The organism is Pseudomonas sp. GW821-FHT09D08 (assembly GCF_059416305.1).
This window is the reverse complement of sequence record NZ_JBWKOX010000004.1, coordinates 143,954-165,004: the sequence shown is the minus strand read 5'-3', so window position 1 is coordinate 165,004 and position 21,051 is coordinate 143,954. Positions and strand designations below refer to the sequence as shown.

Sequence of the window (21,051 nt, the reverse complement as noted above, 5' to 3'; positions counted from 1 at the left end):
AGCCGTGTGCAAATATTTCTGAAATTAATCCTCAAGCTTCGACAGCGGCTCCTGAAACCGCAGCAAACGCCCGGCATTGCCCAGTACCAGCAAGGTGCTGAGGTTATGCAGCACCGCCGCAATCATCGCCCCCGCAGCACCCAACCAGCCAAAGGCGGCAAATACCACGATGGCCAAGGTCCAGCCCAGGCCTATGACCACGTTGACCTGCAACGTACGCCGGCACTGGCGACTCAAGCGCACACAGGTGCCCAGGCGCCGCAGGTCGCTGCCGATCAACACCACATCCGCCGAGGCCAGCGCAATGTCCGCCCCTCCCGCGCCCATGGCCACCCCAACCACGCCAGCCTTGAGCGCCAGGGAATCGTTGATCCCATCACCGACCACCATGGGCCGGAAGCCGCTGCCGATTTCCCCCAGCACGCGGTTGAGCTTGTCTTCCGGCAACGCCTGGGCTTCGACATCGCTGATGCCCACGTCCAGCGCCAGGCTGTCGGCCACGCTTTGACGGTCGCCAGTCAGCAGCAGTTGGCGACCCAGGCCCAAATCCCGCAACTCTTGCAGGGCCTGGCGCGCCTCCGGCTTGACACTGTCGGCCAGCAGCAGCCAGGCCAGAAACTGCCCGTTCAGGGCCAGCCCGGCAATCGGGCCGTCATGGTTCGGCACCGTCGTCGTGACAATACCCAATTGCTCGAACAACTCGGGACGGCCCAACGCCGCTTCGCCCTGCTCGGTCTGTGCCACAACACCCAGGCCCTGGCGCTCGCGAATATCCGTGAGCGCCAGCAGTTGCGCCTGAGTCGCCAACCCCGCCAACGCACGGCTGACCGGGTGGCTACTGGCCGAACCGAGGCTGGCCGCCAGGTTGAGCAGCGCCTGGCGGTCGGTCGACGAGGTCTCGATGGACTGCAAACGCAGGGTGCCAAAAGTCAGGGTGCCGGTCTTGTCCACCACCAGCGAGGTCAGGTCCGCCAACTCTTCGAGGAACGCCGAGCTGCGAATCAGGATCCCATGCCGGGCCGCCACGGCGATCCCGGCAATCGCCGTTGCCGGTGCCGACAGCACCAGGGCGCACGGGCACGCCGCCACCAGCACCGCGAGCATCGCCTGAGCGTCATTGGTCACAAACCAGGTCACTGCCGCCAGCAGCAACACCAACACCATATAGCTGCCCGCGTAACGCTCCAGCAGCCGCGTGATCGGCGGCTTGGAACGTTCGGCGTTCTGCATCAGCGCGATGACTTTGCCCAGGGTCGACTCGTTGCCGGTGCGCGTCACTTGCAGGCGCAACAGCCCATCAAGGTTGATCGCCCCGCCAAACACCTGCACACCCACACTGGCTTCCAACGGCACCGACTCACCGGTGATCGGCGCCGTGTCCAGGCTCGCCTGGCCCGACAGCACCACGCCATCGGCGGGCACCCGATCACCGGCGCGCACCTCGACGATATCGCCGGTGCTCAGCGTGCCGTTATCCACTTCGATGATGCTGCCGTCGGCCTGCACCCGCCGCGCATGGCTGCGGGTCAGTTTGCCCAGGGCATGAATCGCCTCCTGGGAGCCGATCACGCTGCGCTCTTCCAATACGTGCCCGAAGATCATGATGATCGGCAGCAGCGCGGCGGTGAGCAGATCGCCGGTGGCCCAGGCGCCGAGCATCGCCAGGGCGATCAGTTGGTCGGTAATGCCATGCAGGCTGGGAAAACGCAGGCTGTACCAGGCCGAGCGCATCACCGGCACCGCCACCAGCAACGAGGCCACACCGAGCAGCAACTGGCTGACGCCCGTCTGGTCCGGCGCCAGCCAGCGCCATACCAGGCCCAGCGTCAGCAAGCCCAGGGCGAGCATGGCCAGGGTCAATTGTCGGGCAGCGCTGCGCTGTTCGGCGGAGGTCAGCATGGGTGCGCTCATTGTTCGGCTCCCTGGATGATCAAGCGGGAGTCGTCTTCAGGATCGACCGTGGTCACCGAACCGGCCTGGCCGAGAATCTTCGGCATACGCTCGCGGTACAGGCGCAACAGCAAGCCCGGGTCTTTGACCTGGGCCAGGCTGGCGACCGTGGCCGTTTGCGCCTGGGCATTGGCCAGGCGTTCACTGGCCTGGGCGTGGGCAACCTGCACCAGGCGGTCGGCCTGCTGGTTGGCGGTCTGGGTGAGTTTTTCCGCTTCGGTCCGGGCGTTTGCCACGGCTTTGTCAGCTTGTTGACTGGCGGTGAGTACGGCGTTGAATGCGTTCACCGCCGGGCCCGGCAGGCTCGATTGCACATCGACCCGCGTCACCTCGATGCCCAGCCCCAGACCGGTGGCGGCCAACTCGGCCAGGCGCTTGTTGATGCCTTGCACCAAGTCACCCCGCAGCCGCTCGCGACGCTCGGCGGCGCCGTTGTCAGTGCCGATCAATTCGGGGCGCGCCACCAGGATCGTGTCCAGATCGCGCGCCGCCGTCAGGGCCACGGCGCTGCGGGTCACCAGACGATCCAGGGCCGGCAGCACATGCGCGCCCTGCAACACAAAGGCGTAGGGTTCGGTGACCTTGTAGAACACCCGCACATCCAGCTGCACCACTCCGGCATCGCCGGTCAGCAGGTAGCCGGAGCCGGCCAGGGCATCGCTCAAGGGCGTGGCGAAACTGGCCACACGATCAGCCTGCACCGCCGCATCGGAACGCAACAGGTTCTCCACCCGACGCTCGATCACCCGGTCGGCCGCCGGCAATAACACCACCTGCTCGAACGGCTGCGGCCAGGCCAGCAGCAGCCCGGCATTCTGGATGCGGTCGAGGGCGCCGAAGTGCAGCACCACCGCACGGTTCTGCGGGTCGATCTGCCGCACATTGGAAAACGCCCATGCCAATGCGGCCAACACCGTCACCGCGTACAACGCCAGGAACGTCAGGCGCCCGGCCTGGATCCAGGGGCTGTCCGGGCTGTCACGCTCGGTCATGGCTGAACGTCCTTGGGCCCGTCCACCAACGCGCGAAAGGGCGCGGCGTCGGTGCGCAGGATGATTTTGGTGCCGGGGGTCACGACCGTGCCCAGGGTATCCAGGGAGCGCAGCAGGTTATACAGCTGCGGATTGCCGGCGTAGGCACGCCCATAAATCTGCGCGGCTTCGACCCGCGACTGGGCTTCGATGTCGGCGGCTTTCACCGTGGCATCGGCCTGCACGATGCGCGCATCACGCTCAGCCGCGGAGCGAATCTGCGCGGCCTCGCGCTTGCCCACGGCCGTGCGTTCGGTGGCGATGGTTTCACGCTCGGCACGCATGCGGTCGACGGTGGCGGTCAGCGTGACCGACGGCAACGTCAGGCGCTCGATCCCCACCTGCGCCACGCGCACGCCATAGGTGGTGAGCAATTGTTGATCAATCTGCTGGCGCAACTGCGCCTCGAAATCGGCGATGCGCACCTGGCTGGCGTCGGTGTTGATCAAGCTCGACAGGTCAAAACTGGCCGCCGTGGTTTCCAGTGCCGAGCCGACGAAGGTGCGAATCTGCCGCGCCGCCTCATCCGGCTGGTTCTGCACCGCGCGCATAAAGCGCTGCACATTGTCGGCATCGCCCTGCACCTGCCACGCCACATAGGCCTGCACGATAATCCGCAGGCCGTCGCGTGTGCCCACATCCTGCAAGCCGCTGGAGGTGGTGCGCAGGCGCAAGTCCACCGGGATCGCCGCTTCGAACGGCGCCGGCCAGCGCCAGCCCAGGCCCGGTTCCAGCAACACCCGCGACGGGTTGCCGAAGCGGGTAATCACCGTGGCCTCGCCGGAGCGCACCTGCACCAGGCTCGCCGCCGCCACCGCGAACAGCACCAGCAACACCGCCCAGGCCATACGCCGCCAAGGGAAAGGACCCGCCGCCTGTTCATCACCGTGATGAGGGTGATGGTGGCCGTGGTGGTGACCATGATCGTGAGAATGAGCGCTCAACAGACAGACTCCTTATTGAACGGCTTTACGCGGCAGCGAAGGGTCGGCCGGCAAAGTAAAAGAACGCAGATCAATCGTCGGCGCGCCATCGGCGCCCAAGCGGTGATCCAGAATAAGCAGCTTGGCGTGGGCCAGGCCCAGGCTGAGTTGGCCCAGGTACTGTTCCAGCACAAAGGCCCGACCAGCCGTGGCGTAGGCCTTTTGTTCTGCGGTAAAGCGCAGGTCGGCCGCTTGGGCACCGGCATTCACTTCGCGGGCGGTGGCCAAGGCCTGGTCGCGGGCGGTGCTGGCTTGCAGCAAGGCCTGGTTGGTGTGTTCGCTGGCGGCGCCGCGCTCGCGGGAGATCAGGGCCTGGGCGCCGATCTGCGCGGCTTGCACGCCGTGGTAGGCATTGGCGGCGCCGGCCGGTGGGTGGATGGCTTCCACGACAGTGGCGAGGATTTCCACGCCGCTGTCGAGTGTCTGCAAATCCACCTGCACGGCGCGGCCGATTTCGTCGGCCAGGCGCGTGCGTTGTTCGCCGAGCAATTCGTCGAGGGTACGCGAGGCAAAATCGTGCACCAGGATGCGGCTGGCGGTGCTGCGGATCAGAGTCGGCACATCCGCGCTGTTATAGGTGGCGGCGAGTGCGGCCTGGTCGGTGAGGCCGATGCGGTAAACGAAGCGCACATCCATATTGACGATCTGGAAGCTCTGCTTGTCGCCGCTGCTGCTGGCGATCACCTGGGATTTGTCATTCACATGGCTGGCGTCCCACAACCGATTGGCCATCAGCGGTGCCGGGCCTTCGGCAGGCGCCAGCTCCGGAGTAGAGGCTTCGCTGACGCTGGTGGCCAACTCATGCACCACGCCGTTCTCCACGTTGATCACGCGGCCCAGGGGCCAGGGCAAGCCGGTATGCAGGCCCGGGCCGAACACCTCGACGGGCTTGCCAAAGCGCTCATAAATCCCACGGCCTTGCAGGGGCACTTCATGCACGCCGGTCAGCGCCCAGCCGACCGCCAGCACCACCAGCAGCACCGGCAAAAACGCCCGGCGCATGTAGGTAAACGCCCAGATCTGGCGCAGGTCGATGCCGAAACGGTTGTGTAATTCGTGCTGCAACGCCAGCAACGGTTGTGGCGGCCAGCGCAGCAACCCGGCGATGAAACTCTGCGCCATCAGGCGTGGTTCAAGGCGCGGCTGGCGCGGGCTGAACAGCGACAGCAGGCCTCTTAATAGAAACTCCAGCGCTACCAGCGCCGGCAACAGCCCGACCAGCACCGCCAGGCGCAACGGCCAGACCGACTCGGCCCCGGCAAACAGCAGGCAAATGGCACTGACCACCAGGCAGGTAATCGCCACCCGGCTCAACTGCGCCAGTTGCGCGGCTTCCGGCCACTGGGCCGTGGTTTCCTGAGCCAGGCGCCGTTCGAACACCAGCAAGCCAAACGCCAGCGCCAACGCCAATGCCGCCCCCACGCTGGCCGCTTGGCCGACAGGCGCCGAGGGCAGGCCCAGGTTCCAGAATTCAATGATGCTGACCAGCGCCAGCAGCGACCAGCCGCCCAGCCACCAGACCGGGGCGCCGATCTGCCGGCCAAAGCGTTCCACAAGGCGTGCGTAGCGGCCCGTTTCTTCAACGGGTAATTCGATCGCCGGCCCTTCCAGCGCCTGGGCCCGCCAATCGGCCACCCACCACGCCGACTGCAGCCCTGCCACCAGCACCAGCAGGGCCGATGCGCAGTTGATCAACACCACCGGCCAGATCGACAACGGTGCAAACAGCGCGACAAACAACGCCAGCACCCAACCGACTACGGCCAGTACTGTCAGACTGATACCGGCTTGCCGTAATCGGCGGGCATGGAACAGCCCTTGCTGAAAACGCGGCAGGCCTTCCACCGAAGCGCCGTCCGCCTCTAGATCCACTTGCATCCACTCACGCCCGCTTGTACACAATTCGTTACGATATAACACGCGGCGTGAAATTTTTGTTCGTTAAACAGGGTTTTTGAACATGGCAAAAATCTCCTGTGGGAGGGGGCTTGCTCCCGATGGCGATGGGTCAGCCGACACATGCATCAACCGGTAGACCGCCATCGGGGGCAAGCCCCCTCCCACATTTGTCCTTCAGTGCTTTCCAGATCGTGACTAAACCCCCATAAACACGCGCCATCACTGGTATAGGCCATGAATAATCGGCACACTCCAGGCAGTTTTTCGCGGGCTCTCGGACAAGGAAGCGTCACCCCCATGATTTCGATCTATCAGCTCAAACCGCGGTTTCAGAACCTGCTGCGTCCCCTCGTGCAGCGCCTCTATGACAATGGCACCACGGCCAACCAGATCACCGTGCTGGCCGGGGTCATTTCCCTGCTGGTCGGCCTGTTGATCGCCAGCTTCGCCCAGCACCTGTGGCTGTTTGCGCTGATCCCGCTGTGGATGATCCTGCGTATGGCCCTCAACGCCATCGACGGCATGCTCGCCCGGGAATTCGGCCAGCAGTCGCGCCTGGGCGCCTACCTCAATGAATTGTGCGACGTGATTGCCGACAGTGCGTTGATCCTGCCCTTCGCGCTGATCCCCGGCGTGAGCCTGGTGCCGGTGCTGCTGGTGGCGCTGCTGGCGGTGTTCAGCGAATACGCCGGGGTGCTGGGGCCGATGGTCGGCGCGTCACGGCGCTATGACGGGCCGATGGGCAAGAGTGACCGCGCGTTTGTCCTCGGCGTGCTGGCCATCGGTGTGGCGCTGGGCTGGCTCGGCGCTGGCTGGGTCGACACGGTGATGTGGCTGGTCGCCGCCCTGCTCGCCTACACCCTGGTCAACCGGGTGCGCCAGGGTTTGAAAGAAGAACAACCTATCTCCCCTTCTGCATAAGGATTTTGCAATGCGCGAACAGCAAGAGCACACCTTCAGTACCCATGACGGCGTCGAGCTTTTCTACCGTCATTGGCCGGCCAGCGCGCCGGCGGGCGGCGAGCCGCGCAAGGCGATCCTGCTGTTCCATCGCGGCCATGAGCACTCGGGGCGTATCGCGCACCTGGTGGATGAACTGGACTTGCCGCAGTTCGACTTCTTCGCCTGGGACGCCCGCGGTCACGGCCAATCGCCCGGCGAACGCGGCGACAGCCCGAGCTTCGCCACCAGCGCCCGTGATATGCAGACCTTCCGCGACCATATCGGCGCCACTTATGGCATCGAGGAAGAAGACTGTGCCGTGATTGCCCAAAGTGTCGGCGCGGTGATCGCAGCCACCTGGGTGCATGACTACGCGCCGAAAATCCGCGCCCTGGTGCTCGCGTCCCCGGCGTTCAAGGTCAAGCTGTACGTGCCCTTTGCCCGGCCGGGCCTGGCGCTCATGCGCAGGTTTCGCGGCAACTTCTTCGTCAACAGCTACGTCAAGGCCAAGTTCCTCAGCCATGACCCGGAGCGCGTGGCGTCCTACGACAGCGACCCGCTGATCACCAAGGCCATCTCGGTGAACGTGCTGCTGGGCCTGTACGAAGCCGCCGACCGGGTTGTCGCCGATGCCCAGGCGATCCAGGTGCCGACCCAACTGCTGGTCTCGGGCGCCGACTTTGTGGTGCACCGCAAACCCCAGCAGCAATTCTTCGACCGCCTTGGCAGCCTGAAAAAAGAACTGCATATCCTCCCCGGTTTTTTCCACGACACCCTCGGCGAGCGTGACCGCGCGGTGGCCGTGAGCAGCGCCAGGCGCTTTATCCTGCAGAACTTCGCGCACCCGCTGGACCGTGCGTCCCTGCTGGACGCCGACAAACTGGGCGCCACCTGCGCCGAATCCGAATCCCTCGCAGCGCCCTTGCCGCGCAATTCCCTGCGCGACCTGTACTGGCGCCTGACCCGCGCCAGCATGGGCCTGGGCAAGAACCTGTCGGACGGCGTCAAGCTGGGCTTCGACACCGGCTTCGACTCCGGCAGCACCCTGGACTACGTGTACCGCAACACGCCCACCGGCAAAGGCGGGCTGGGCCGCATGATCGACACCAACTACCTCAACTCCATCGGCTGGCGCGGTATTCGCCAGCGCAAGTTGAACGTCGAGGAACTGCTGCGCCTGGCCATGGCCAAGCTGAGGGATGAACAGCGCGAAGTACGCATCGTCGACATCGCCGCCGGCCACGGCCGCTACATTCTTGAAGCCTTGCAGGGCGTGTCGCCGCTGCCGGAATCGATCCTGCTGCGCGACTACAGCGACATCAACGTGCGCGACGGTGGCGCGCTGATTCGTGAGAAAGGCCTGGGAGACATCGCGCAGTTCGTCAAAGGCGATGCGTTTGACCGCTTGGATTTGGCGGCCCTGCAACCCAAGCCGACGCTGGCGGTGGTGTCCGGGCTGTATGAATTGTTTGCCGATAACGCCATGGTCGGTGGTTCGTTGGCCGGCCTGGCTGAAGCCGTGGAGCCCGGCGGTTACCTGGTCTACACCGGCCAACCGTGGCACCCGCAACTGGAACTGATCGCCCGCGCACTGACCAGCCATCGCCAGGGCCAGGCCTGGGTGATGCGCCGTCGCAGCCAGGCAGAAATGGATCAGTTGGTAGAAGCCGCGGGCTTTCGCAAGATCACCCAGCGTGTGGATGAGTGGGGCATCTTTACCGTGTCCCTGGCCCAGAAGATCTGACCATGCGCGAACCCGGTCTATTGAAACCAGCGGTGCTGTGGCTGCTGCTGTTGGCGCCGCTGTTTTTCAGCACCTACGGCTTCGCCACCTGGGTCACCAGCCAGCGCAGCGATGTCGGCACCCTAGTGTTCGGCTGGGAAACCCATATGCCGTTCTGGGCCTGGACCATCGTGCCCTACTGGTCCATCGACCTGCTCTACGGTTTCTCCCTGCTGCTGCCCAACAGCCGCCATGAGCTGAAGCAACACGCGTTGCGCCTGCTCAGCGCGCAGGTCATCGCCGTGAGTTGCTTCCTGATCTGGCCGCTGCGCTTCACCTTCGAGCGGCCGGAACTGGATGGCGTGTTCGGCTGGCTGTTTGCCGTATTGGCGGGGTTCGACAAACCCTTCAACCAGGCGCCCTCGCTGCATATCGCGCTGCTGGTGATCCTGTGGGTCATGTATCAGCGCCACACCCAAGGGTTATGGCGCTGGCTGGTGCATGGCTGGTTCGCCTTGATCGGTATTTCGGTGCTGACCACTTATCAACATCACTTTATCGACTTACCCACAGGCGCCCTCGCCGGCTGGCTATGCGTGTGGCTGTGGCCGGTGGAACACCCCAGCCCCTTGCTGAATGCGCGCCTTACCCGGGATTCAAAGCGCTGGCGCTTGGGCCTGCGCTACGGCCTGGGGGCGTTGGCACTGGCGATTCTGGCGTTTTCCCTGGGCGGCGGCTGGTTATGGCTGCTCTGGCCCGCGGTGTCCCTGGGCCTGATCAAGGCGAATTACCTGGTGCTCGGCGCTGCGGGCTTTCAAAAACGCAGCGATGGCCGGCTTACACCTGCTGCGCGTTGGCTGTACGCACCCTACCTGGCCGCGGCGTGGATAAACTCGCGCCTGTGGACACGCAAACACCCACAGCCGGACCTGATTGTGGATAACGTCTGGCTGGGGCGAATTCCCAGTGCGAAAGAGCAAAATTCATTCAGCGCCATCGTCGACCTCTGTGCCGAATTGCCGATTAATCCACAGGGCCGTGCGTATCAAAGCATCCCGGTGCTGGACCTGATCGCCCCGACACCCGCCGACTGCCAGCAAGCCGCCGAGGCCATCGAGCGCCTGCGTGCAAGCGGCCCGGTGCTGGTGTGCTGCGCCCTCGGCTATTCGCGCAGTGCCACCGCCGTCGCCGCCTGGCTGCTGCACAGTGGGCGCGCTGCCACGGTGGACCAGGCGCTGGCTATTATTCGTACAGCGCGGGCGCATGTGGTCCTGCACCCTGCTCATCGTCAAGCATTGGAGGGTTTGCCCCATGCCCGCTGATATGGAACTCCAGGTGGTCGCCAGCCTGCTGCGCCGTGGCCGTTCGCTGGATCAGTTATCCACAGGCCTGACCGTGGCCGGGGTGTTATTCGGCCTGGCCCAGTTGCTGATGGCGAGTGTTTCAACCATCTGCCTGCTGCTCAGCCTGTGGATGATTGTCCTCGGGCTGCTGCAAAAGTACTGGGCGCTGCGGGTGGCCTTTGACGCCGACCTGTTCGCCCTGCTGGCCCGCGACATCGAGCGCACGGCGGACCTCGATCAAGCCCTGCAAACCCTTGGCCTGCAATCGCCCAAGCGGGCCGGCCGGCCCTGGGCCGAGCGCCGTCGCGGCGCCCTCAAATTGCTGCGCAAACAAGCCTGGCTGCTGGGCGCGCAAGCGCTGCTGACCCTCGCCGTGATCCTCGCCAGCCCCTGGCTGCCTTTCGCCGCATAAGGAACCCCCATGTTCGAACCCGTGGTCGCCACGCTGATTACCTCCATGGCCCGCACCGTCACCGGCGCCCGCAGCCTGTGGCTGGGTTGCGCGCCAGTGCCGGTGCAACGTATCTATTTCGCCAACCACAGCAGCCACGGCGACTTCGTGCTGCTGTGGGCCTCACTGCCACAGAACCTGCGCAAATTCACGCGCCCGGTGGCCGGCAGCGATTACTGGAATAAAAGCGCCCTGCGACGCTACATCATCAACCGCGTGTTCAATGGTGTGCTGATCGACCGCGAGCGCAAGGACCCTGTGGATAACCCCCTGCAGCCCATGCTCGCCGCGCTGGAAGGCGGCGACTCGCTGATCATCTTTCCCGAGGGCACGCGCAACCTGGAGGACGGCTTGCTGCCGTTCAAAAGCGGCATCTACCATCTGGCCAAAAGTTACCCACAGGCCGAATTGATTCCGGTGTGGATCGCCAACCTCAACCGGGTCATGCCCAAGGGCCGCGTGTTGCCGCTGCCTTTGCTGTGCACCACCAGCTTCGGCGCCCCCTTGCAATTGGAAGAAGGCGAAGACAAAGCCGCGTTCCTTGCCCGAACCCGCGACGCCCTGCTCGCCCTCGCCCCGGAGCACTCCTGAGATGGATAGCCAAACCCTGATGTTATTCGGCGGCATCGGCGCGATCCTGGTGCTCGCTTCGCTGATCGGCCTGATCCTCAAACTGCGCACCCGTGGCACGCCCAATGCGGTGATCGACAACCTCAACGCCCGCATCAACGCCTGGTGGGTGATGGTGGTGGTCATCGGTATCGCCTTCTGGCTTGGTACCGGTGCGGTGATCCTGCTGTTCTATGCAGTGTCGTTCTACGCCCTGCGCGAATTCCTGACCCTCACGCCCACCCGGCGCAGCGACTACCCGGCCCTGGTGGCCGCGTTCTACCTGGCGTTGCCGTTGCAATACCTGCTGATCTACTCGGACTGGTACGGGCTGTTCTCGATCTTTATCCCGGTGTATGTGTTCCTGCTGCTGCCGATCCTCGCCTCCCTCGGCGGCGACAGCACGCACTTCCTGGAACGCGCCTCCAAAGTGCAATGGGGCCTGATGATTGCGGTGTTCTGCGTATCCTTCGTGCCCGCCCTGCTGACCCTCGACATCCCCGGCTACGAAGGCCGCAACCTGCTGCTGATCGCCTACCTGGTGATCGTGGTGCAACTCTCGGACGTGCTGCAGTACGTGTGCGGCAAGCTGTTCGGCAAACACAAGATCGCGCCCAACCTGTCGCCGTCGAAAACCGTGGAAGGCTTTGTCGGCGGGATTCTGTTGTCCTCCCTGATCGGTGCGGCGCTGTGGTGGACCACGCCGTTCAACCCGTGGCAGTCGTTCCTGATCGCCTTGCTGATCAACCTGCTCGGCTTCGCCGGCGGCATCGTCATGTCGGCGATCAAGCGCGACCGGGGGGTGAAGGATTGGGGGCATATGATCGAAGGCCACGGCGGCATGCTGGATCGCCTGGATTCGGTGTGTTTTGCGGCGCCGATTTTCTTCCACCTCGTGCGCTACTGGTGGACCTGACCCCCCCTCTCAAGCCCAATGAAGATCAAACTGTGGGAGGGGGCTTGCCCCCTCCCACATTGGTTTTCTGGTGTTTTCGAGGTTTAAGCAAAGTCTGAAACCGCTGCTCCTACCTCTCGCTTCTCTTTATTTCGCAGGACATTTCCGAGAGAATCCCAGCCGCTTGTGCCCTGCCTTTTCGGTGGCTAGTCTGCGTTCGTCACTGCCAATTCAGTGACCGGGTTTAGTCGCTCGGGAAAGATTTACATTGGGCGCACAAGCGCCATCTCAAGCATGGCGTTTTTTTCTGCCAACGCTTTATGGTGGCTGTGCGCAGGGCACCTTCGGGTGCGCCGGGTTCCCAATGTTCCGGTCGACTAACCTGCGTACAGCTGCCACCCCATCGTTTAGTCGCGACTCGTGGCAGCTCCAATTCCCTACATTGGAGTTACCGCAATGAGCAAAGTAAAACCCGGTCCGCCCCATCCCTTTTTCATCCCCCACCCCGAAATCAGCTTCGAAGACGCACTGGTCTACGCCTCAGACCTGCTCCACTGTGCCGAACAGTTGCGCGACTCGCCCAAAGCCGCCGGACACCTCATGGAAATGGCCAAAGTGATGGTAGACCGCTCGCTAGAATGCATGGGCCCCCGCTGACTCGGTAAACATCCCCGCCGTGCGGCGTATCGGCGTCATCTTTTGTATCAAAGACCCTGTAAGATACGCCGCACTTAGCCAGGGATGCTCACCATGTTCGATTCGCTCAAAGCCATCAGCCGTCGTGTTGTCGGTGTGTTTCTGACTGTGGTGGGGGCCGTTTTCGGCCAATGGCATCCGCCGCTGTGGCTGCGCGCCATCGGCCGTGGCCTGGCGAACCTGGGTAACAAAGCCCGCGCGTATCCGCGCCAGGCCGGTGCCGGCGTATTGGGCTTGGTGCTGCTGGCGGCCGCTGGCTTCTATGGCTGGCACTGGTACTCCAACCTGCCGCAACCTCACACCGTGGGCTATTCGCTGCACAAACCCAACCTGACTGACTACACCCAGCAACCGCCGGTTGTGGATAACTTGCAAGTGCGTTTTGCCGAATCGGTGGCCCCGCTGGCCGCCATTGGCAAGCCGGTCACCGAAGGCATCACCCTCAAACCCAATGTGGCCGGGAGCTGGCGTTGGTCCGATGACCGCACGCTGCTGTTCGTGCCGGAGAAAGACTGGCCTATCGAAGCGGGTTACACCCTTGATCTGGCCAGGAAAGGTTTGCTGGCCGATGGCGTACTGCTCAGCCAGTACAGCAGCCAGTTCTCCACCCAGCCGTTCCGCGCCACCCTGGCACACAACGAGTTGTATCAAGACCCATCGAACCCGACGCTGAAACAACTGGTGGCGACCTTCCATTTTTCCCACCCGGTCGATGAAGACAGCCTGCGCAAGCGCGTTTCGGTCACCCTCGGCAAAGGCCTGGCCTACCGCGACGCCCAGTTGCCCAACCGCCCGGACATCAGCTTCGACGAGACCAGGCTGAACGCCTACGTGCGCTCCGCCGCCCTGGCCACACCGCTGGAAAGCACGCCGGTCAGCGCCAAGCTGGATGAAGGCATCAAGGCCCGCGACGGCGGCAACGCCAGCACCGCGCCGCTGGTGGCCGAAGTCACCGTGCCCGGCCGCTATCGCCTGACCTTTACCGGCGCCGAAGTGAGCTTTGTGGATAACGAACGCGGCGAGCCTGAGCCGGTGCTGATGTTCAGCAGCTCCAGTGCCGTGGCCGATGACACCATTGCCGGTAAGGTCCAGGCCTGGCTGCTGCCGGAAAAAGCCCAGGACGACACCCGCCCCTATAACAGCAACGACATCGACGATGCCCTGCTGGCCCGCAGTACCAAGGTCACGCTGACCCACGTGCCCAGCGTCGAACCGCTGAACACCCTGCACGCCTTCAAGTTCAAGGCCCCGGCCGGCCGTGCGCTGTATGTGCGCGTGCCCGCCAACCTGGAAGCCATCGGTGGCTACCTGGCGAAAAACCCGACGGCCTCGCTGATCAGCATGCCGGCTTATCCGCGCACCTTGCAGTTCCTGTCCGACGGCGCGTTGCTCAGCCTCAATGGCGAAAAACGCCTGGGTTTCATGGCCCGCGGTGTGCCTGGCGCCCATGTGGAAATCGCACGCTTGCTGCCCAACCAATTGCAGCACCTGGTGGACCAGAGCAGCGGCAGCTTTGCCCGGCCCAATTTCGGCAACGAGTACTTCGACCGCATGGTTGAACGCCAGTCCCTGGATATTGCGCTGTCGTCCTCGGACCCGGCGAAAACCGTGTATGACAACGTCGATCTGAGCCACTACCTCACCGCCAACGGTGGCCGTCGCGGCATTTTCGTGCTCAAGCTCAGCCCTCAGGATGAGCCGGCCGAACGCACCTTCGACTATTCGCGCAGCACCACCTCTGACCTGCGCTTTATCGTGGTCACCGACCTCGGCATCATCGCCAAGCGCTCCAGCGATGGCAGCCATGACGTGTATGTGCAATCCATCGGCAACGGTTCGCCGGTGTCCGACGCCCAGGTCGACATCATCGGCCGCAACGGTCTGCCGGTAAGCAGCGGCCACACCGACGGCGAAGGCCACGTGCATTTCGCCAAGCTGGATGAACTGCGCCGTGAGAAGACGCCGCTGATGTATGTGGTCACCCGCGGCAATGACCAGTCGTTCCTGCCGATCGCCCGTCAGTCCCAGCAGCTGGATTTGTCGCGCTTCGACGTAGGTGGTTTGGAAGAAGACGGCGCGATTGATCGCCTCAGTGCCTACCTGTTCACCGACCGTGGCCTTTACCGCCCTGGCGAAACCGCGCACCTGGGCATGATCGTGCGCAGCGGCAACTGGAAAGGTGCCCTGCAAGGCCTGCCCGTGGAGCTGCAGATCACCGACCCGCGCGGCCTTGAAGTGATTCGCCAGCCGCTGAAGCTGTCCGCCAGCGGTTTTGAAACCTTTGATTTCCCCAGCAGCGAAGTCGCCCCCGCCGGTGACTACACCGCGACCTTGCAGTTGATTGGCCAGAAACAGACCCGCACCGACCTCGGCAGTGTCAGCTTCAAGGTCCGCGATTTCGAACCGGACCGCATGAAGGTCAGCCTGAGCCTGCACGACACCCTGGTACAGGGCTGGATTCCACCGGACCAGGTGGTGGCCAAGGTCACCGCGATGCACCTGTTCGGCGCCCCGGCGGCCGGCCGTCGCGTTACCGCGAAGATGTCCCTGAGCCCGACGCTCGCGGCATTCGAGCGTTACCCCGACTACCGTTTCCGCCTCAACGATTCCCTGGAAGAGGCCAGCACCGAAGACCTGGCCGAAACCACCGTCGACGATAACGGCCAGGCCTTACTCGACCTCAACCTGCAACGCTTCGCCAACAGCACCTATCGCTTGCAAGTGATGACCCAGGTGTTCGAGGCCGAAGGGGGCCGTAACGTGGCGGCGCAAAGCGCCTTGCTGGTGTCGTCCGCGCCCTACCTTGTGGGTGTGAAAAGTCAGGACTCGCTGTCGTACGTCGCCAAGGACGCCCCGCGCCAGGTGCACTGGCTGGCCGTCACGCCAGACCTCAATCCGCTGGCGGTGGATGGCCTGACCAGCGAAGTGGTCGAACACCGCTACGTGTCGGTACTGGTGAAACAGTCCAACGGCACCTACAAGTACGAGTCGCGCATCAAGAACATCAGCCAGCCGGCCTCGCCGCTGGTGATGACCAAGGACGGCGCCAGGCAGACCCTGAACACCGCCACCCCAGGGGATTTCACCCTGCAAGTGAAGGACGCCAACGGCAACCTGCTCAACCAGATCGACTACAGCGTGGCCGGACGCGGGAATACCTCGCGCTCCCTGGAACGCAACGCCGAGCTGCAACTGCGCCTGGATAAACGCAGCTACGCCACCGGCGATGAGATCGCGATCAGCATCCGCGCGCCTTACACCGGTGCGGGCCTGATCACCATCGAGCGGGACAAGGTCTACACCCAGCAGTGGTTCAAGGCCGACAGTACCAACAGCGTGCAACATATCCGCGTGCCTGCGGGGCTTGAGGGCAATGCCTACGTCAACGTGCAGTTTGTGCGCGACATCGGCTCGTCCGAGGTCTACATGAGCCCGCTGTCCTACGGGGTGGTGCCGTTCAGCATCAACCTGGATGCGCGGCGCATGGCGTTGAAGGTCGAGGGCCCGACGAAAATCGAGCCGGGGCAGACGCTGGACATCAAGGTCAACGCCGACCGCCCGGGCCGCGCGGTGGTGTATGCAGTGGACGAAGGCATCCTGCAGGTAGCCCGCTACCAGACGCCCGACCCGCTGGGTTTCTTCTTCCAGAAGCGTGCGCTGGAAGTCGGCACCAGTCAGATCCTTGACCTGATCCTGCCGGAATTCAGCCGCCTGCTCAGTGGGGCGGCGCCCGGTGGCGATACGGAAGGCGCCCTGGCCAACCACCTCAACCCGTTCAAGCGTAAACACCAGCCGCCAGTGGCCTGGTGGTCCGGGCTGGTGGACTTGCCCGCCGGTGAAACCGTGCTGCATTACCAGGTACCGGACAGCTTCAACGGCAAGCTGCACCTGTTCGCGGTGGCTGTGGACGCCGACAGCGTGGGCGTCAGCGAGGCCAATACCGAGGTCCGTGGCCCGATCGTCATCACGCCGAACGTGCCGGCTTTCGTGGCGCCGGGTGATGTGTTCAACGTCAGCGCCGGGGTATTCAGCAACCTCGAGGCGGCAGCGGACGTGAAGTTTGAAGTGCAGACCAGCGACGGCCTGGTGGTGCAGGGCGACAAAGCCAGCACCTTGTCCCTGCAACCGCGCAAGGAGGGCACCGCCGAGTTCAAGATCAGGGTCGGCGAAACCCTCGGTTCGGCGGATTTGCGCTTTGTCGCCGTGTTGCCGGATGGCAAGCGGATCCAGGTGGCGGAAACCACCTCGATCCGTCCCCTGAGCGAGCATCGCGTGGCCCTGAGCCTGGGCCGTTTCGACAGCGCCAGCAAAGAGCTCAAGCCCACCCGTGAACTGTTCAGCCAGTTGCGTGACGTGCAACTGGGTATGGCCGCCTCGCCGCTGGTATGGGCCAACGGCCTCAAGCATTACTTGGATGACTACGGTTATGCCTGCACCGAGCAACTGGTGTCCAAGGCCATGCCGGCGTTGATCTGGGGCGGCACCGCACCCGAGGCAGAACAGGCCTTCAGCAGCGCGGTGCGCATGTTGCGCCAGCGCCAGAACCAGGCCGGCGGCTTTGGTTTGTGGGCCGCCAACCCGGATGTGGCGCCCTACGCCAGCCTGTACGCCACCGATTTCCTGATCGAAGCCAAGGAGCGCGGGCTGCCGGTGCCGGAAGACCTGCTGCTGCGCGCCAACAGCTATCTGACGGACCTGGCCAACGGCCCGAGCGAAGGCCTGTCGGAATTGCGCAACCGCGCCTACGCCAGTTACCTGCTGAGTCGTCAGGGGATTCTGGTGAGCGGCGCCTTGAGCGATATCCGCGAACGTTACGAGAGCTACTTCAAGGACAGCTGGCAGAACGACCTGGGCGCCGCCTACCTGGCGGCCAGCTACAAACTGCTCAAGCAGGATCGCCAGGCCGACACCGTGTTCCGCAAGATCCCTTGGCGTTCGCTTGTGGATAAGTGGGACAGCGACGGCCTGTATTACGATCCGCTGGTCCACGATGCCGAGCACCTGCATCTGCTCGCTCGCCATTTCCCCGAGTTGCTGGACGATGTTCCTACCGCCCTGCTGGATAAACTCGGCAAGCGCCTCAACGAACAGCGCTACAACTCGCTGTCGGCGGCGCTGTTGCTGCGTGCCTTGGACAACTACGGCCAGCGCGCGCAAAGCGATATGACCCTCAAGGCCACCGCCTGGCTGGGCGACAAGCAGCAACAACTGCTGGAGATGGCCGGCCAGCCACCGCGCGCGGCGGTACCGGGCGCCACGCAAAAACTGCTGATGGAAAAATCCGACGGCCCGGCGGCGTTCTACATGCTCAGCGAAGCCGGTTTCGATAAGGGTGCCAAGCTCAAGCCGATCAACAACGGGCTGGAGATCATCCACGAATACCTCGACCTCAAAGGCGAACCGGTGAACACAGTGGCGGTGGGCGATGAGTTCCTGGTGCGCTTGCGCCTGCGTGCCACCGACCGTGACCAGGTGCAACAAGTGGCGGTGGTCGACCTGCTGCCCGGTGGCGTCGAGCCTGTGTATAACTTGCCGCCGGAGCCGGAAGCCGCCAGCAGCGAGGACAGTGAAGGCGAAGCGTCCGAATACGTAGAAGAAAGCGAACAAGAAGCCGATGCCTGGCAAGCGCCCATCGGCGAAACCGAGCTGAGCAACTGGCAGCCGGACTACGTGGATGTGCGTGATGATCGGGTGGTGTTGTACGGCACGGCACTGCGCGACGTAGGCACCTTCGTCTATCGCGTGCGCGCCACCAACGCCGGCACGTTCAATACGCCACCGGCCTACGCCGAAGGCATGTACGAACCCACCCTGCAAGGGCGCGGCAAAGTAGGCCAGCTTGAAATTACCAAGCCTTAAACGCCTGGCGCCGCTGCTGGCAGCGGCGCTGGTGCTGGCGGGGCTGCGGCTGTGGCCCCACGCTCCGCTGGAACAGGCTGTGACGTCGTCACGGGTGGTGCTGGCCGATGACGGTTCGCTGCTGCGCATGACCCTGGCGGATGACGGCCAATACCGTTTATGGCTGCCGCTGGAGCGCATCTCGCCGTCACTGGTGGAGGCCTTGCTGCTCAAGGAAGACCGCAATTTCTATTGGCACCCGGGGATCAATCCCCCAGCGTTGCTGCGCGCGGCCCTGGCCACCTACAGCGGCGGCCAACGCCAGGGCGGCTCGACCTTGAGCATGCAACTGGCACGGCGTCTGTGGGATCTCAACACCCGCCAGGTACCCGGCAAATTGCAGCAGATGGCGTTGGCCTTGTGGCTGGAAGCGCGCTACAGCAAGCACGACATCCTCGAGGCGTACCTGAACCTGGCACCCATGGGCGGCAATATCGAAGGCGCCGAAGCGGCCAGTCGCATCTACTTCGGCAAGGCGGCGGCGCAGTTGTCGTTGTCCGAAGCCTTGGCGCTGGCGGTGATTCCCCAGCAGCCGGGGCGGCGCGCACGCTTTGGGCCGTCACTGCAAGACGCGCGACTGCGCTTGATGAATGACTGGCGTGAAACTTATCCACAAGACCCGCGTAACGACAGTTTGCTCGACCTGCCCCTGGAAGCCCGCAACCGCCAGCAGATCCCGTTTCTGGCGCCGCATCTGAGCGAGCAGCTATTGGCCTCCCAGCCCGGCAACGAACTCAACAGCACCCTCAACCTGCCCTTGCAGCAACTGCTCGAACGCCTGATCAGCGGCTTTATCGCCGAGCGGCGCAGCACCGGTGTGGAAAATGCCACGGCCATCCTGATCGACAGCCGCGACCAGAGCGTCAAGGCGCTGGTGGGCTCGGCGGATTACTTATCCACAGGCATCCACGGCCAGGTCAACGGCGTATTGTCACGCCGTTCGCCGGGGTCGACCCTCAAGCCGTTTCTCTACGGGCTGGCGCTGGATCAAGGGGTGATCCACCCCATGAGTATCCTCAAGGATTTGCCCAGTAACTTCGGCTACTTCCAGCCGGAAAATTTCGACGGCAGTTTTGTCGGGCCTCTGACCGCACGGGATGCGTTGATCCGTAGCCGGAATATCCCGGCGGTGTGGCTGGCCAGCCAGGTGAAGTCGCCGTCGTTGTATGGGTTGCTGCAACGCGCCGGGATCAAGGGCCTGCGCGGTGAAAGCCATTACGGCCTGGCCCTGGCCCTCGGTGGCGGTGAGATGACACCCGAGGAGCTGGCGCGACTGTATGTGATGCTGGCGGGCGACGGCCATCTGCGGCCGTTGCGCTATCTGCAGGAGCAGCCCCAGGCCACCGGCCCGCAGCTCCTCACCCCGCAGGCGGCCTTTATGGTGCGTGACATGCTGCGCCGTAACCCGCGACCGGATGGCCTGCCCGCGCGGCACTGGCGCACCGCCTGGAAAACAGGCACGTCCTGGGGGTTCCATGATGCATGGAGCGCGGGCCTGGTCGGCCCCTACGTGCTGGTGGTGTGGGTGGGCAACTTCGATGGTCGCCCCAACCCGGCGTTTATCGGTGCCAAGACCGCCGCGCCGCTGTTCTTCCGCATCGCCGACGCCCTGCCCCTGGCCTTGCCCAACGTCCTGATCAAGGCTGACAAACCACCTGCCGGCCTGGTGCGCATCGACGTCTGCGCCGCCTCGGGCGAATTGCCCAACCGCTGGTGCCCGCAAACCCGCAAGACCTGGTACATCCCCGGCGTGTCACCGATTCGCGTGTCCAACCTGCACCGCCCGGTACTGATCGACACCCGCACCGGCAAAGCCGCGTGCCCGCCGTTCGAGGCGCAATACACCCGCGAGGAAGTCTTCGAATTCTGGCCCAGCGACATCCAACGCCTGTACCGCGCCGCCGGCCTGCCCCGCCGCACGCCACCCAACGTGATGAAAAACTGCCAGCCCAACCGCATCAGCGACCAGAGCGAAGCCCCGCAGATTCGCTCGCCGCTGACTCAAGTGAGTTATCAGTTGCGCCTGTCCCAACCCCAGGAAGGCATCCCGCTGAACGCGAATGCGGCCAGCGATGCGGCGACGTTGTACTGGTTTGCTGATCAAACCTTGATCGGCCAGGGCCCGCCGCAAGCCACATTGAACTGGCGGCCGGGTAAGTCGGGGGAGTATCGGCTGCGGGTCAGTGATGATCAGGGGCGCAGTGCGAGCCAGGGGTTGAGGGTGGAGTTTGTGCCTTAGGAGTGGCCATCACACTCTGCAAGCTCCACGTAGTTCGACTCCCCGCCTCCCGTCGCCCCCGACAACCAACCCCAAACGAAACTCAGCGTGGTACGCCCGGCAGCATCGACACCGATGATGCCCCGCGACCAGCCGGCCAGCAGCTCACCTTCCAGTGTCAGGCATTGATACAGCAGCTCGATAGCGTCCGGGCCTGTGACGCGACCGACTTGCGTACCCAGGCGAATTCGGCCGCCTTGGTAGGTGCCGGAAATGGCATCGCCCTCGACAAGGTAATGAAACACCGTGCCCGCGCCGGAGAGCCCGTGGGTGTTGGTGGCGACGGTGAATCGGCGGTTGTGCAAACGCTCGTGGATTTGCGAGGGGGTGTTCATCGAAGGCGCGTCCTTTCG

Annotated in this window: 14 protein-coding genes; 9 read left to right on the top strand and 5 right to left on the bottom strand. The window is 64.0% G+C overall.

What is annotated here, in order from left to right; translation table 11 throughout:
• Positions 1 to 24 precede the first annotated feature (24 nt).
• From AC07OP_RS09740 to hflK (AC07OP_RS09725), 4 genes are read right to left on the bottom strand one after another with little or no spacing between them, the layout of a single operon-like run.
• Positions 25 to 1,911 carry a cation-translocating P-type ATPase gene (locus AC07OP_RS09740; RefSeq protein WP_092355971.1) on the bottom strand — a complete coding sequence of 629 codons (1,887 nt, stop codon included), beginning with the start codon at positions 1,909 to 1,911 and terminating at the stop codon, positions 25 to 27.
• A complete protein-coding gene (gene hflK, locus AC07OP_RS09735; RefSeq protein ID WP_281112398.1) occupies positions 1,908 to 2,942 on the bottom strand; it encodes a protease modulator HflK in 1,035 nt (344 codons plus the stop codon). The genes AC07OP_RS09740 and hflK (AC07OP_RS09735) overlap by 4 nt, the downstream gene beginning before the upstream one ends.
• Positions 2,939 to 3,925, bottom strand: a complete 987-nt coding sequence (hflC, locus tag AC07OP_RS09730; protein WP_027608192.1) for a protease modulator HflC — start codon at positions 3,923 to 3,925, stop codon at positions 2,939 to 2,941. Before hflC ends, hflK (AC07OP_RS09735) begins: the two co-directional genes overlap by 4 nt.
• A gap of 12 nt (positions 3,926 to 3,937) precedes the next feature.
• Positions 3,938 to 5,842: a protease modulator HflK gene (gene hflK, locus AC07OP_RS09725; RefSeq protein WP_495100779.1), complete on the bottom strand. Its 1,905-nt coding sequence runs from the start codon at positions 5,840 to 5,842 to the stop codon at positions 3,938 to 3,940.
• A 318-nt stretch (positions 5,843 to 6,160) separates the two neighbouring features.
• Here hflK (AC07OP_RS09725) and AC07OP_RS09720 point away from each other — a divergent pair, with 318 nt between their 5' ends.
• The 9 genes from AC07OP_RS09720 to pbpC all read left to right on the top strand — a co-directional run bounded on the left by AC07OP_RS09720 (position 6,161) and on the right by pbpC (position 20,659).
• Positions 6,161 to 6,784 carry a CDP-alcohol phosphatidyltransferase family protein gene (locus AC07OP_RS09720; protein ID WP_495100778.1) on the top strand — a complete coding sequence of 208 codons (624 nt, stop codon included), beginning with the start codon at positions 6,161 to 6,163 and terminating at the stop codon, positions 6,782 to 6,784.
• Positions 6,785 to 6,794: 10 nt separating this feature from the next.
• Positions 6,795 to 8,549, top strand: coding sequence for a bifunctional alpha/beta hydrolase/class I SAM-dependent methyltransferase (locus tag AC07OP_RS09715; protein WP_495100777.1), 1,755 nt, complete (start codon positions 6,795 to 6,797; stop codon positions 8,547 to 8,549).
• A gap of 2 nt (positions 8,550 to 8,551) precedes the next feature.
• Complete coding sequence (locus AC07OP_RS09710; RefSeq protein WP_495100776.1) at positions 8,552 to 9,850, top strand: phosphatase PAP2/dual specificity phosphatase family protein; 1,299 nt, start codon at positions 8,552 to 8,554, stop codon at positions 9,848 to 9,850.
• Positions 9,840 to 10,283 carry a hypothetical protein gene (locus tag AC07OP_RS09705; protein WP_495100775.1) on the top strand — a complete coding sequence of 148 codons (444 nt, stop codon included), beginning with the start codon at positions 9,840 to 9,842 and terminating at the stop codon, positions 10,281 to 10,283. Before AC07OP_RS09710 ends, AC07OP_RS09705 begins: the two co-directional genes overlap by 11 nt.
• Positions 10,284 to 10,292: 9 nt before the next feature.
• The gene (locus AC07OP_RS09700) at positions 10,293 to 10,913 is read left to right on the top strand and encodes a lysophospholipid acyltransferase family protein (protein ID WP_027608186.1); all 621 of its coding nucleotides are present in this window, start codon (positions 10,293 to 10,295) and stop codon (positions 10,911 to 10,913) included.
• 1 nt (position 10,914) lies between these two features.
• Positions 10,915 to 11,847, top strand: a complete 933-nt coding sequence (locus AC07OP_RS09695) for a phosphatidate cytidylyltransferase (protein ID WP_017528659.1) — start codon at positions 10,915 to 10,917, stop codon at positions 11,845 to 11,847.
• A 435-nt stretch (positions 11,848 to 12,282) separates the two neighbouring features.
• Positions 12,283 to 12,483: a DUF3077 domain-containing protein gene (locus tag AC07OP_RS09690; RefSeq protein ID WP_065937920.1), complete on the top strand. Its 201-nt coding sequence runs from the start codon at positions 12,283 to 12,285 to the stop codon at positions 12,481 to 12,483.
• A 93-nt stretch (positions 12,484 to 12,576) separates the two neighbouring features.
• Complete coding sequence (locus AC07OP_RS09685) at positions 12,577 to 18,381, top strand: alpha-2-macroglobulin (protein WP_495100774.1); 5,805 nt, start codon at positions 12,577 to 12,579, stop codon at positions 18,379 to 18,381.
• Positions 18,362 to 20,659, top strand: a complete 2,298-nt coding sequence (pbpC, locus tag AC07OP_RS09680) for a penicillin-binding protein 1C (protein WP_495100773.1) — start codon at positions 18,362 to 18,364, stop codon at positions 20,657 to 20,659. Before AC07OP_RS09685 ends, pbpC begins: the two co-directional genes overlap by 20 nt.
• On the opposite strand, the gene AC07OP_RS09675 is transcribed toward pbpC, so the two are convergent.
• Positions 20,656 to 21,033, bottom strand: a complete 378-nt coding sequence (locus AC07OP_RS09675) for an avidin-fold protein (protein WP_495100772.1) — start codon at positions 21,031 to 21,033, stop codon at positions 20,656 to 20,658. The genes pbpC and AC07OP_RS09675 overlap by 4 nt on opposite strands.
• Positions 21,034 to 21,051 lie beyond the last annotated feature (18 nt).

Coding starts and splice junctions, on each gene's coding strand:
- AC07OP_RS09740 (WP_092355971.1), bottom strand. CDS start 1,911: ATGAGCGCACCCATGCTGACCTCCGCCGAACAGCGCAGCGCTGCCCGA.
- hflK (WP_281112398.1), bottom strand. CDS start 2,942: ATGACCGAGCGTGACAGCCCGGACAGCCCCTGGATCCAGGCCGGGCGC.
- hflK (WP_495100779.1), bottom strand. CDS start 5,842: ATGCAAGTGGATCTAGAGGCGGACGGCGCTTCGGTGGAAGGCCTGCCG.
- AC07OP_RS09720 (WP_495100778.1), top strand. CDS start 6,161: ATGATTTCGATCTATCAGCTCAAACCGCGGTTTCAGAACCTGCTGCGT.
- AC07OP_RS09715 (WP_495100777.1), top strand. CDS start 6,795: ATGCGCGAACAGCAAGAGCACACCTTCAGTACCCATGACGGCGTCGAG.
- AC07OP_RS09710 (WP_495100776.1), top strand. CDS start 8,552: ATGCGCGAACCCGGTCTATTGAAACCAGCGGTGCTGTGGCTGCTGCTG.
- AC07OP_RS09705 (WP_495100775.1), top strand. CDS start 9,840: ATGCCCGCTGATATGGAACTCCAGGTGGTCGCCAGCCTGCTGCGCCGT.
- AC07OP_RS09700 (WP_027608186.1), top strand. CDS start 10,293: ATGTTCGAACCCGTGGTCGCCACGCTGATTACCTCCATGGCCCGCACC.
- AC07OP_RS09695 (WP_017528659.1), top strand. CDS start 10,915: ATGGATAGCCAAACCCTGATGTTATTCGGCGGCATCGGCGCGATCCTG.
- AC07OP_RS09690 (WP_065937920.1), top strand. CDS start 12,283: ATGAGCAAAGTAAAACCCGGTCCGCCCCATCCCTTTTTCATCCCCCAC.
- AC07OP_RS09685 (WP_495100774.1), top strand. CDS start 12,577: ATGTTCGATTCGCTCAAAGCCATCAGCCGTCGTGTTGTCGGTGTGTTT.
- AC07OP_RS09675 (WP_495100772.1), bottom strand. CDS start 21,033: ATGAACACCCCCTCGCAAATCCACGAGCGTTTGCACAACCGCCGATTC.